This is a genomic window from Pseudoalteromonas sp. SIMBA_162 (assembly GCF_046535955.1).
In the GTDB taxonomy this organism is placed as follows: domain Bacteria; phylum Pseudomonadota; class Gammaproteobacteria; order Enterobacterales; family Alteromonadaceae; genus Pseudoalteromonas; species Pseudoalteromonas marina.
In genome coordinates this window covers 105,915-118,290 of sequence record NZ_JAWJBQ010000007.1, presented here as the reverse complement: position 1 = coordinate 118,290, position 12,376 = coordinate 105,915, and the positions used below count along the sequence as shown (strand labels likewise).

Annotated in this window: 13 protein-coding genes; all 13 read left to right on the top strand. The window is 34.7% G+C overall.

What is annotated here, in order from left to right:
- The first annotated feature begins 1 nt into the window (after window position 1).
- The 13 genes from R0J88_RS07385 to R0J88_RS07325 all read left to right on the top strand — a co-directional run bounded on the left by R0J88_RS07385 (window position 2) and on the right by R0J88_RS07325 (window position 12,179).
- A complete protein-coding gene (locus R0J88_RS07385) occupies window positions 2-694 on the top strand; it encodes a hypothetical protein (protein WP_410899559.1) in 693 nt (230 codons plus the stop codon).
- Window positions 695-824: 130 nt separating this feature from the next.
- Window positions 825-1,859 (top strand): hypothetical protein, encoded by a 1,035-nt coding sequence (locus R0J88_RS07380; RefSeq protein ID WP_410899558.1) that lies wholly within the window; start codon window positions 825-827, stop codon window positions 1,857-1,859.
- Between the two features lie 126 nt (window positions 1,860-1,985).
- On the top strand, window positions 1,986-3,989 hold the full coding sequence (locus R0J88_RS07375) for a hypothetical protein (protein ID WP_410899557.1): 2,004 nt from the start codon (window positions 1,986-1,988) through the stop codon (window positions 3,987-3,989).
- A 55-nt stretch (window positions 3,990-4,044) separates the two neighbouring features.
- Window positions 4,045-4,482 carry a hypothetical protein gene (locus R0J88_RS07370; RefSeq protein ID WP_410899556.1) on the top strand — a complete coding sequence of 146 codons (438 nt, stop codon included), beginning with the start codon at window positions 4,045-4,047 and terminating at the stop codon, window positions 4,480-4,482.
- The gene (locus R0J88_RS07365; RefSeq protein WP_410899555.1) at window positions 4,482-5,141 is read left to right on the top strand and encodes a hypothetical protein; all 660 of its coding nucleotides are present in this window, start codon (window positions 4,482-4,484) and stop codon (window positions 5,139-5,141) included. Before R0J88_RS07370 ends, R0J88_RS07365 begins: the two co-directional genes overlap by 1 nt.
- Window positions 5,142-5,183: 42 nt before the next feature.
- Window positions 5,184-5,627 (top strand): hypothetical protein, encoded by a 444-nt coding sequence (locus R0J88_RS07360; protein WP_410899554.1) that lies wholly within the window; start codon window positions 5,184-5,186, stop codon window positions 5,625-5,627.
- 60 nt (window positions 5,628-5,687) lie between these two features.
- Complete coding sequence (locus R0J88_RS07355) at window positions 5,688-7,196, top strand: cell surface receptor IPT/TIG domain-containing protein (RefSeq protein ID WP_410899553.1); 1,509 nt, start codon at window positions 5,688-5,690, stop codon at window positions 7,194-7,196.
- A 186-nt stretch (window positions 7,197-7,382) separates the two neighbouring features.
- A complete protein-coding gene (locus tag R0J88_RS07350; protein WP_410899552.1) occupies window positions 7,383-7,922 on the top strand; it encodes a tetratricopeptide repeat protein in 540 nt (179 codons plus the stop codon).
- A 155-nt stretch (window positions 7,923-8,077) separates the two neighbouring features.
- Window positions 8,078-8,440 carry a hypothetical protein gene (locus R0J88_RS07345; protein ID WP_410899551.1) on the top strand — a complete coding sequence of 121 codons (363 nt, stop codon included), beginning with the start codon at window positions 8,078-8,080 and terminating at the stop codon, window positions 8,438-8,440.
- A 65-nt stretch (window positions 8,441-8,505) separates the two neighbouring features.
- A complete protein-coding gene (locus tag R0J88_RS07340) occupies window positions 8,506-9,063 on the top strand; it encodes a hypothetical protein (RefSeq protein WP_410899550.1) in 558 nt (185 codons plus the stop codon).
- A gap of 121 nt (window positions 9,064-9,184) precedes the next feature.
- The gene (locus R0J88_RS07335) at window positions 9,185-9,664 is read left to right on the top strand and encodes a hypothetical protein (protein ID WP_410899549.1); all 480 of its coding nucleotides are present in this window, start codon (window positions 9,185-9,187) and stop codon (window positions 9,662-9,664) included.
- Window positions 9,665-9,666: 2 nt separating this feature from the next.
- Window positions 9,667-10,362 carry a hypothetical protein gene (locus tag R0J88_RS07330; protein WP_410899548.1) on the top strand — a complete coding sequence of 232 codons (696 nt, stop codon included), beginning with the start codon at window positions 9,667-9,669 and terminating at the stop codon, window positions 10,360-10,362.
- A 305-nt stretch (window positions 10,363-10,667) separates the two neighbouring features.
- Entirely contained in the window at window positions 10,668-12,179 is a 1,512-nt protein-coding gene (locus R0J88_RS07325; protein ID WP_410899547.1) for an OmpA family protein, read from the top strand.
- Window positions 12,180-12,376: the final 197 nt, after the last annotated feature.

Sequence of the window (12,376 nt, the reverse complement as noted above, 5' to 3'; positions counted from 1 at the left end):
TATGGACTTTTTGTGTAATAAATTTAGGCGATTTACTAACTCATATAGCGCGGATGAACGCCTTGAGAAAGATAGTAAGGCCGATTTAACAACGTACCCTTTATTAAAAAACTTCACTAAAAAGCAACTCTACCTACACAGTGTAGTAGCTTACATTGTTGGGTTTTTATTAACCTGTTTTTTTATAAGTGAAGGTAGGGTGTTTGATACTTATATTAGGCCTGAATATGTTGTACTTTATTTTACCGGCTTTTACTTTGCTGTTTTAATCGCGTTTCTGTTTTTTAAACGCGGCAACAAACAATCAATTACCCTCTATCATGACTATTTTGAATTAAAAGGTGCTGGCAGTGTAAATAAAAAATTTTACTATCGTGATATTGAAGAAATAACCGCGGGCAAGTTTGATTATACTATAGTTAAGCGTATTCGCGGAACGGTTAGACGCCATGAAAATATTAAACTCCCATTTTTTACTCATGCTACATTTTTATTTACTAATAAAGACACGCTGACAATTAATCGAATAAACCTTTTTATGCTGCCTGAAATAATAGAAGTAATGGTCAAAAGAACAGCTGTTGAAGTATCTTATGTGTTCCCACCTCTTATAAAGGCTATTGCAATTATGTTTGTAGCGCTGTTTTTAACAGTACTTACAAGCATAATAATTATGCAAACATACTTAGCTTAATAAGCGTTAATTGTTACTTTAACTTAGTTTGATTAGCCGTTGGTATTTAGGTCAAAAACCTTAAACTCAATAAGGAAGGCTAAGCCTTTCTTATTTATCATGAAAAGTCATTTGTCGTATTGGTGTATTAATGAGTTATAAATTACAAAAACAAAGCAAAGAGCAGCTAATATTTACAGATAATGGCGGTGTCTCTGGTGTTATATTTCACCTTTTTTTGATGTGCTTAGGCGCATGGCTAATTTATATTAGTGTTATAGGTATATATGAAACAGGTGAGTTAGTTTGGTCCAGTATTATAATTCTATTGGGTTTGGTGCTGTGCACGCCGGTATTAAAAGTCAATAAAGTAATACTAAGCGCTAAAAATAAAGATATTGTCAGTACACGCTCTTGGCTTGGCTTTGTTACTAAAAAAAAGCATATTATTAATTCACAGTTATCCCTTGTTGAAGTAAGTGGCTTTACAACCGGTGAGTTTGAAAAATTCTTTGATCCAGAAAAACCGGTACTAGAGCATTTTTCAATGAAGTTTTTTAGTTATCCAGAGCTCAAAATGAACATTTCGACACTTTCAGATATTTTAAAATCAGTTGCTTTTTTAGAGGCGCATTTTGATACTGATTTGGCGTTGGTTGCTGGTAATCGTAGGCATAAATTAAGTATTGATGGATTAAAAACTAAAAGCACAGAGTCAGCTGATATTCCTAATGACCGTTACTTTAAACAAAGTAACGGTGGTGAGTTAATAATAACTGCCAGACCCGTTACATCACCGCAATTTTGCTCGCTCTTAATGCTAATTTGGTTGTTTACATTATTTACTATTTGGTTTTTATTTAATCATGCAGACCTTGTAGGAGCTCAATATTTACCAGCCGCTCTACAGTCAGTTTTATCAGTAATACTCATTGTGCTTGGGGGGTATTTAAGTTCATTAGTTATTGGCCGTAAGCGGTTTAGCGTAAGCAATGGCGATTTAATAGTTAAAGCTACTGGGGTCAAAAACAAAGTTATAAAGCTAGACGATGTGTGGGGCGCTGCCAAAGTCGCGCGAAGGACTTACCTGCTAACTAAATCTGGCGCGATTTGTTTAGGTTACAACTTACCAAGAAAATACAGCATCGCCATACATGATTGGTTTGCAAAATCTATCAATAAATAGGTGCGTATACAGCTGTGTAAATTTGAATGCCTGTCATTAATTGGGTACGATGATCTTATTAACTAAAAAAAATAAATTTTAGGCAAATAATTATTACTTAACGGACTAACCAGCAAGGATGGACTCTTGAAAATACCCCTTATCTACTTCTCACTATTGAGCGTAAGCAGCGCTTTAAGCTTGCTAAGTTATACCACCCCGGTCAAAGCAAAAGCAATCCAATCGTCACCACATGTAGGCACGTGGCAAAATAAAGATGAAGATAGCGATGGTGTATCAGATATTTATGATGCTGCCCCTTTTTCTCCTGCAATAGGTCAGTGGAATACTTATATAGATGTTGAACCAAATAACTCGCATATAAGAGCAAATAATGCAAAGAACTTATTACCTTTCCTGGCTAAAGGGGTGATCAGTCAAAAGGAAGATAAAGATACATTTCGTTTTAAAGTTGAAAAACCAACGGTTATAAGTGTAGTTATTCATGCGAAAGACACAGAGTTTAGCCCAAGAGCGTTTATTTTAGGTAAAGATAATGCTTCATTACAGGCTTATACTGATATTTCACCGACGTTTGGCCAGTTAAGGTTTATAGCCTCATATCAAATTCGTGAACCTGGAACTTATCACTTATCATTATCCGATGAACATTATCGTGTAAAGCAATCTTATACTTACGATGTTAGTGTATTCGAGGATTTGAATGTTAATGGTATAGCTGATTTTACTGAAGTTGCTCTGGGTATGAGTAACCTTAATCTTAGTGACAAAGATAATGATGGTACAAACGATGCGGCAGAGTATTATGTTTATAAGTATGACCGTGTTTTTGGCCACGATATTGATCAGGACGGTATCCCAAATTGGGAAGATACTGACTCAGATGGGGATGGTATTTTAGATGAACGTGAAGGGATAAAAGATAATGATTCAGACGGTTTGCCGTCACCTTTTGATTTAGATTCAGATAATGATGGCATTCTTGACGAGATCTTCTCTACCAAAGGTAGATTAAAAGACAGTGATTTTGACGGTGAGCCAGATTACAGAGATATTGATGATGACGGTGATTTAGTCATAGATTCACACGATCAAAACCCAGCAGAAAAAATCGGCACTGCAGATTTACTTAGTCCCGAAAATATGGATTTAGTAAATTTAAATTATAATTATATAAATCAGTATTTAATACCTGATTTAGTTATTGAGAATGAATCTGCAATTATAAAATACAATGGTAAAGAATCCTCTGGCTGGTTAGTTATTCAGTTCGATGACCACTTTATAAATTTACCTAAAACAGTTGAAAATAATCAATTAAAATTTAATGTACCATTTGGTGCTAAGTCTGTCTTTTATACAAATGGACATTATAAAAGTAACACTCTTGATATTAGTTTGTCACCAAAAGGTACGCCAATTATTATCGCCGAACAAGCCACTTTGGCAGGTAATTTAGCAATCAATTCAAGTTTAGGAAATACACTTACAATTCAAGGTGATTACTTTTACCCTGACTCTTTAATAGTGATTGGTGATAAAGAGTACACACCTGATTCAATATCTTTTAACGAGTTAAATTTAGAAGTAACTAAAACAATTAGTTCTGGAGAGCTAAAAGTTAAAACAAGTTACGGTTATTCAAATAGTATTGAGTTTGAACTTGTATCAACTAAGGAAATCATTTTAGCGAGTGAATTTGATGCGATATCGAGTGATATTATAATAAGCTCGTTTACTGGTGTTGATTATAATTTCACTAACAGAACAACAAATATAAATACAAGTGGCCATTTTTACTCTGGCTTTTTTGTTAAGAATAAATCAGGTGAAAATTATCCGTATTATATTTATCTAGAAGGGTTAGAAAATGACTTTTCACCGTTACACCTTGCAATATCCAGTGTGTGGTTTGAACTCAGGCCAGAACGAGTGCTTTCTAAGGCAGATAGCCTAAACTTCTATAACGCACTAAAGCAGTTAAAAGAGGTTTTAAATTTAGCAAGTTATATTAGTAATCAAGCCAACACTTATAAAATAATTGATAAGAAATACCATGAACTTTTAAATACAGCGAGTATCGCTGGTGGAGAGATGTTGAATAAGCGAAAAATTAATAATGGCAATTAAATTAGCTGGCATTAAATCTATAGCTTTACAGCCTAACAGCAATAAGGAAATTATTATGGGAAGAATAACCAAAATATTAAGTAGTTTTATATTTTTAGCATGTTCATTCTCAGCACTTGCTGATGAAGTACCGGACGAGCTTAAAACAATGAGTAAAGCAATTGTCGATAGCTACCTAGTAAACGACAGTAGTGAATTTTTAGCCCAATACCACCCAAGGTTGGGCAAAGCAATGGAAGAATACTCAAAAGGTAAAGTTGAACGTTTGTTTGAACATAAAAGAGGCGATATACATGAACATAAATGGGACAGTATTGAGCTCTATACAAAAAGGTCTGGTTACAAAAAGTTTGATTCTCGAATGCAAAAACGTTTTTTTCCTAACCTCAATACACACTTCATAGTTTATTATGATCTAAAAAGATATAAACATAGTTCATTAATTGTTTTCGATTATATAAAGGAAGATGGCAAGTGGTACTTGGTTAACTAATGAAAGACTCGTTATCAAAACTAATTACAAATAATGTAGAAAATATGCCGCCTTTTGCAGAGGGCGGCAACTACACCTTAAAAAATACAGGCTACTGGCCGCAAAAAACCAGCGGCCAGTGGACCATGTTTTATTTGGTTAACTTAATAGTGTCTGTGTTACTTGGGTTGCTGGGTATTGATTTTTTCCCGCAACCTACACATCAAGCATTTCACTTGCAAACACAAGTATTGGTGTCAGCACCCATTAATATGGTGCTGATAAGTGGCTTTAGGTTAGCGCTTTGGGTTCATGATAGTAAACGAAAAGCCAAGCCCATTGAAGTAAACAAAACCAGTGGCTGCATAACTCCCGTCAGTGGTATCAAACCAGTTAAGGCAACTCTAAAAGTGTTTCCCAAAAGTAATTTTGAACAAGGGAAGTTTCATATTTTTACAGGTTTACAAGTTGAATATGATGATAATACCAAACAACAGTTTAACCGGTTATCAGTACTTCAGTTACCAGAGTTAGTAGCTTGGCTTGAGTCAACTAAAGATGTAGAGGTTACCTTTAAAACATCGTTAATAAAAAAAGTGCCTGTTTGGTTTACTAACACACTGTTACTTATTGTGGCGACTGTGGTGGCAATACGCTTATACCAGTTGTTTTTAACTTAATTAAATTTTCAATTTAGATAATATAAATTAGTGGGAATATAAATGAAGAATATAAGTCTACTTGGCGCATCACTTTTATTATTAGCAGGGTGTGGCAATGGCACTATAAATATTGTTGGTGTACAAAAATTCGAAGCCCCAAAAGAATTATATGAAGGTTATACAACACCACCGCGATTATTTTTAGAAATAGAAAGTGGCGAAGAAGACGAGGTCTGCGAAATGGACTTTCCTATCGATGTACTTAAAAACAAACAAGCCATAGATGAAAGCGGAATTGTACCTACTTTGATTGTAACGTGTGACTATGATGGCATTAGTGGGGTAGGTGATAGAGTCGACTCTGAGTACGAACATGTAAAACTCAATTTTTTAGAGGGGAATAAAGCGGTTATAAGTGTAAAAGCTAAGCTTATGGTTTCGTCTGAAGATAGATATTACGAAACACAAACATTGGAGCCACTTGAGTTCGAATACGCCTATTAAAACAATTTTTTTGAACGATTAAATTACAATATTAACGGACTAATCAACAAGGATGGATTCTTGAAAATACCTCTATTTTATATCTCATTACTAAGCCTAAGCTGTGCTTTTATAACACCATTACACGCAAAAACTATTCAGCCAACTACCCATATAGGCACGTGGCAAAATAAAGACGAAGACGGCGATGGGGTTCCTGATGAGCTTGATGCTTATCCGTTTGATAATCCCCGATCTAATTATTTTGAAGTTCAAGACAGCGAACCTAACGATAACCCCAGTGTTGCTTCATCTTTGTCTTCTGGGATCCCTTTTAGGGTAAAGGGAGCTATTTCAAACAAAGGAGACAATGGCGATCTATATCGTTTTAAAGGCAAAGAAGGTGATTTTGTTTCCGCATTAGTTACCTACGAGTCTGAAAGTTTTGCTCCCAAAGCTTACTTTTCGGATGAAAGTGGTTTAGCTATTAACTCTTCTTTAATTCACTCTAGTAAAGAAAATAAAACTTTTTTTGTAACTGTTATTATCCCTAAAGATGGTTTATTTCATTTGGGGGTAATTGATAGTCGTTCAGGCGGAAATCCAAGTTTCAAATATCAAGTAGATGTTTTTTATGATAAAGATATCGATGGTATCCCAGATAATAAAGAGAGTGCATTAGGTATACTTCCTAATAGTCAAGATACCGATAAAGATGGGATCCCCGATTTTTATGAATACTATGTAGATGCATCTATTGGAATAGACTTCGATAGTGACGGCATTCTAAATATGCTCGACGAAGACAGTGATGGCGTTGCAATTAGTGATAAGTTCGAAGAGTACACCGACCCAGACGAAGACGGCCTTCACAACTTTCTTGACCTTGATAGTGATGGTGATTCAATTTTAGATAGTCAAGAAAAGGTGAATGATAAAGGCTTACCATTAGATTCGGATTATGATGGTTTAGCTGATTTTTTAGACTTAGATAATGATGGTGACTACATATTAGACATTTATGATTCTGCTCCCTATGTAAAAGTTGAAAGTATTTCAATGGATTCAACCCCATTTATCCAAATTAGCAGTGTGAGTTCTTTAATTAATGGGGTAAAGACTAAGGAAGTATTCAGAGGGAATGATACCGTTGTTGTAAACGGTATGAATATGGAAAACGCAAAAGCACCACTTTTGGTTATTTATTCACAAGACAATATTTATAATTTTACTCCCATATTTATTGAGGGAAAATATAGATTCAAGCTCAATATTCCTGAAGGAAAACATAGAGCATTTTTATATGTTAACGATTTAAAAACAAATGATATTTACATCAAAGTTTATGGTAAAGATGCACCGCTTATTTTAGGATCTTCTTTCGTTATGCTTAAACGTGGTGCTAATTTTACATTAAACGTAACGGGAGCAACACAAGCCACTAAGGTTATATTGAATGGCAAAACGATTTTTCCAAATAATATATCGGCAACATCAATAACGTTTCACGTACCTAATAAAGCGGTAAAGGGAGCTCTTCATCTCTTGAATGACTCGGGTAAAAGTAATTCAATATTCTATAACTTTTAAAAAAGATTTGCGTAAATACCTAATATGAATTACTCGCCTAAGATCTTTTCGTATCTGATATTTGGTTAGAATAAGTATTGGAGTAAGAGTTTTTAAAAGACGTTAACAGTGCACAGAGTACTGTTATTAAATAAAATGATTGGGAGTGCAGGCCTTTATTGCACGCTTACTATAAGGACTATACAGATGAAAAAACTACCATTAGCGATTGTACTTGGCTTAGCCAGCACTATAGCATCGCTTGAAATACAAGCAGATACCGATAAATCGCTATACGCAACTGTTTCAACTGAAGAGCAGCGCAATGTTGACATACAGCTTAGCAAAGCAAAACAAGGAGATGCTGAGGCGATGGCGAGAGTAGGGCGGCTTTATGCTCAAAGCTCTGGTAGGGAGTACCCACAAGACTTTGATAAGGCACGCTACTGGTTAGACAAAGCTATTGAACAGGGTAATACTAGCGCTTTTTACTATTACGCAAAGTTATATGAAAAGGGAACGTTTGGTAAAAAAGACCCTGTTAAAGCGTTTGAGTATTATCATCAAGGTGCCGAGGCTGGAAACATGACTGCTATGTACTTTGTATATGAGGGCTACCGCGATGGAAAGGGAGTTGCAGCAGACCAAGAAAAAGCCCAACACGTGTTGGATGAGTGCGCACAAAAGGGCGGGTCACTGTGTTCTGACTTAAAAAGGGTTTTAGGTAACTTAAATAAAAACAAATAATATTATGCTATTAAATAATGAAAAACTTAAACAGAGTTTGGCTGCTTACTCTCACATATTTGATAAGGTAAGCGATAAAAATCACATAGCATTTAAAACCAAAGCAACGGGTCTCGCTCGTACCTTAGGAGTTATATTTGCTGTGTTGGCGCTAGGTGCAAGTACACAAAGTTTATCATTTACGTTTTACGCATGGGCAACGGCGGTGTTTATCACTTTTATTGCTTAGTGCCAAAGTGTTACTGGTATTTACAACTGCAAGCAAAGGTTGTTATTACAGTATTTCAATACTCGGTATAAAGCACAAACAACATGCTTATTTACATAGTAAAGGGTTTAACGTTGAGCCCGATACTGATTTACAAAATAAGTGGCGGCTAGTAGTTGCCAATCAACGCTATTTATTAAATAGCCGAAGCGATGCTGAGTCACTGGCTTTAATGTTAGCTTTAATTTTAAACACAAATGCTTTCATTAAAACTCACAGTGGTGCAAACCCTGAGCTAATAACTAAATAAAACTATCAAAATAATAAGGACATTTTTAAGATGAAACCATTTCTAAACGACCCTGCGCCAGTTTTATGGCGAATAAAAGATTACGCCAAGCTTACACTGCCTTTTTTTGCGCTGTTTTTATTTGCAAATATACTGAGTTTACTATGAAGCCAAAGTCTCGTAAATCATCAGATGGCGCCTTTTATATTTACAAAGATATGGGGATGTTTAGAGCGACAGGTTTCGTTATTGGGCTTATTTGTATTGCTCAATTAGTTTTTTCTTACGATAAAGCCGATTTTAACCTATTTGCGTGGGCATGTGTTTCTACATTATGTTGGCATTTGCTTTTTTTAAAATCGCGCTTAAGTGTGCCTGCAAATAATAGTGTGCTTGAATTTAAATCCAGTTCACTTTATTCAATTAGGACTGTGCGTTATCAATTGAAGGATATCACAAGTGTAATAGCCACTCGCCACCCTATAAAAAAAGAGTTTTTTCAATACCATGTTGAGTTTGAAAATTTATCTAGGGTTACTTTAGGTTACAGTCGCGCACATAAAAATGTTAGAAATATCGCAAAAGAGTTAGCTGATCATATTAATAAGCCTTTTGTTGATGATATTAGAAATTTTTTTGATTGAGACGCTAAAACTTTATAAACAGATAATCTATTAAACAGAAAAGTGCAGAGTGTCTATGGTGTACTTATAAACTCAGCAAATGAGTAAAATGCACACAAATCGAAAATTACAGGAGAAAACTATGAAAAAAATCGCTTTTTTTACACTGGCTCAATCATTACTTTTATCATTTACGGCAAGTGCCGTTGACTACAGCATCCCAATCGAAAATTGTAAAAAGTCAGTAGATATCGTTTTAAATCAGGATTATGAGCTTTTCAAGCAGCTTTATGCCCCGCTGCCTAAAGATATGGACGAAAGTATTGTAAAAGGAATGTTAGCTCGTGAGCATGATCATTATACAAAAAATCATTATTTGGGTATCCATAACTTTACAATTGTTGGTACTGAGGTACTTGAGGATGCTAAAAACAGTATATATCAAACATCTCAAAAGAATGCATTGAAGTATGGTTACATTGATGAGTTGAGGGTTAATTATACATTTACAACATCAAAAATATTTCTTGGTAAAAAGAAAGACAACGTAACAATAAAAGGAAAATGTAAGTTTGGGCAAGTTGATGGCAAGTGGCTTTTGGTCAACTTATTAAGAAGCTAAATATGACTAATAATGAACAGCCAACCAGCCTAGACGATAAAAAATGGTTTAAAAATGTTCACTTTAAAGAGCAGGATACCTTAAGCTCTACAAGTGAAATTAAACTTCCTTTATTGCGTTTATTATGTCATTTGTCTTTTCCAATAGAGTTACTATTCACCGTAGCTTTAATTTCACTTTCATTGGTGGCCGGACTTTGGTTAGTTGATAGCTATAGCTTAGCTGGTTTAGTTATTTATATACCGCTTCTTATTGGTACCCTATTTTTAAAACGCATTCTTATATGGCGCAAGTTTGGGCTTAGTTCAAAACACGTGATGACCATAAGCAAAGAACAAATTAAAGTTTACCCTTTTATAAATGATTCATTAAAACAAAGCAGATTATTCAAAAGGGATGATATCGAGTCGGTAATATTTAATTATAACCTTAGCAATCAAGTGTCTGATACACAAATTCAAGTAAATGCTGCGCTAAATAGGGCTTTTATAAACCTAAAAACAGGCGAAAACATTGAGTTGAACGTTAACAGAGTGGGGTTGTTTAATGTTTTGTTTTTGTTGTATTACTTTGATTACCCATTAATTTATAAAAAATCATTTGAAGGAGGGGGCTCTAGTATCGGCTATATATTCTTACGCGTTTCTGGCATTTTAGCTAACTTTCCTATAATAGCGATGTACCTTGCCGAGTTTTAATAAGTAGCTAATATTAGAACGCTTCAAAATCGCTGTGGAAACCAGTTAAATAGGCTGGTTAACTTAACAGGTTTCATGTTGAGTTAAAACCTAGCTCTAATTAAGTTTATATGAGAACTTAATTAAAAAATGGCTAGCTGATATGAGTGACTTTTCAAAGCCAATTGCATTGGCTTTTTAATATAAAAAAATACTCATGCATACCAATATGTTAAGTTTTAATTTACGAGTTAAAGTATTAGAATATTTAACGTTTTCTAAATAAACTAATTTTTAGAGCCGAACCTATAAAAAAAGGAATTTTAATGAACAATAAAGTTATAAAAATACTCCAGCTATTTATAATCTATTTAATTGGTGTATCAAGTGTGCAAGCAAAGCCATTATTGTCACCGTATCCAAAAGCAAAATTAGATGATTCAGTTACTCTAGCGGGTGAAGAAACTCAGTTAATGACAAAGTTTGATCCTAATGCAGAAAAATCTAAACAGTTTGAGTTTGCAACATTTATTGGTGATACAGCTCATTATGAATATACAATAAGAAACGTTGCTTCGTTGAAGGTAGCAAAAAATTATGAAAATGCATTAAAGAATGCTGGCTTTGAGGTAATTTACAGATGCTCTTTAAATGAGTGTTATTCAGGTGATAGACGAAGCGATAAAAAGCGATTAGCTGAAAAATCTAGTTACTTTGATCCCAGTAGCCAGTTCTATAAACCGCATTATATTTTCGCAACAAAGGGAGGTGCACAACCAGACGCCGCAATTTCATTATTCGTAGGACAAAATGATAATCTGACACGAATATTATTAACCTCTGTGGATATAAAAGACATTGAAACAGGCCTTATCACGGCTGATTTTAATGCATTCAAAAAACAAAATGACACAAAAACAACAACCCCCCCTCGCAAAGATAAAGGTGGATCGGCTGACCACCCGTTAATCAGTCGTTATCCAGGCAGTTATATTGAAGATTACAAACAAGTTGATTATGAAGAATTTAGCATTCCTATTGGTATTGCTGATAAAAAGACCAGAAAGCTTCCAATGCTTGATGTAACAGGCGATTTAACACAAATTACTTATGCTGTGAAAAATGTGTCAACACTTAAAATTTATCACAACTATCTGAGTGCTTTAGTAAAGGAAGGATTTGAAACTGTTTTCACTTGCCAGAAAAATGCCTGTAGTAATAATACCCGCAGTAGACTAATTCGTGAGGACTTAATCAAATTGGGCGATATCCTTGCATTAAAAGGTGTTAACAATTACTGGGGTCAACCTCGTTACCAAGTTATGAAAAGCACATTTGAGGGGCAGACTACTTACGTAGCGTTTTTCATAGGCAACTATAAAGGTGATTCTCGTATTCAGCTTTTAGTTATGCGAACCGAGCCACTAATAACAGGGTTAATAGAAACAAATAGCGATAAAGTACTAGAGCAGCTCAAGCAAAAGGGTAAAGCGTCTATTTATGGTGTACTGTTTGACTATGATAAAGCAGTTATAAAACCCGAATCCAAGCAATCTCTAGATGTGATAGCACAAGTTCTTGAAAAAAATAAAAAATTGAGTTTGTATGTAGTTGGGCATACAGACGACAAAGGATCTGCAGAATATAATCTCGATCTATCTAAACGCAGAGCTAATGCGGTAGTTAAAGCGTTAATAGCTGATTATGGCATTGCCAAAACAAGGTTAATCCCTCAAGGCGTTGGGCCTTATTCTCCGGCAGCGACTAATAAAAATGAACTAGGTCGAGAGCTTAACCGTCGTGTTGAGTTAGTTGAAAGGCTGTCTGATGCAAATTAATGTATTTAAAAATCTTATATAACCAACTTAGTAAATGCTAAAAAGCTAAGTTGGTAATTTTTCGATGCTAAAAATAAAGATAGATAACATTTTCGCTAGTTGGAAAACAGCCACGCGCACTATGCTAACCTTAAGGATGTGTAAAGTAAGTATTTATTATATAAGTACTTAATACACATCTTTTTTAGCTTTTAGCG

Bases quoted from the DNA above. Each gene is read 5' to 3' on its own strand.
- R0J88_RS07335 (WP_410899549.1), top strand. From the start codon at position 9,185: ATGAAAAAAATCGCTTTTTTTACACTGGCTCAATCATTACTTTTATCA.
- R0J88_RS07340 (WP_410899550.1), top strand. From the start codon at position 8,506: ATGGCGAATAAAAGATTACGCCAAGCTTACACTGCCTTTTTTTGCGCT.
- R0J88_RS07385 (WP_410899559.1), top strand. From the start codon at position 2: ATGGACTTTTTGTGTAATAAATTTAGGCGATTTACTAACTCATATAGC.
- R0J88_RS07365 (WP_410899555.1), top strand. From the start codon at position 4,482: ATGAAAGACTCGTTATCAAAACTAATTACAAATAATGTAGAAAATATG.
- R0J88_RS07370 (WP_410899556.1), top strand. From the start codon at position 4,045: ATGGGAAGAATAACCAAAATATTAAGTAGTTTTATATTTTTAGCATGT.
- R0J88_RS07330 (WP_410899548.1), top strand. From the start codon at position 9,667: ATGACTAATAATGAACAGCCAACCAGCCTAGACGATAAAAAATGGTTT.
- R0J88_RS07380 (WP_410899558.1), top strand. From the start codon at position 825: ATGAGTTATAAATTACAAAAACAAAGCAAAGAGCAGCTAATATTTACA.
- R0J88_RS07350 (WP_410899552.1), top strand. From the start codon at position 7,383: ATGAAAAAACTACCATTAGCGATTGTACTTGGCTTAGCCAGCACTATA.
- R0J88_RS07360 (WP_410899554.1), top strand. From the start codon at position 5,184: ATGAAGAATATAAGTCTACTTGGCGCATCACTTTTATTATTAGCAGGG.
- R0J88_RS07325 (WP_410899547.1), top strand. From the start codon at position 10,668: ATGAACAATAAAGTTATAAAAATACTCCAGCTATTTATAATCTATTTA.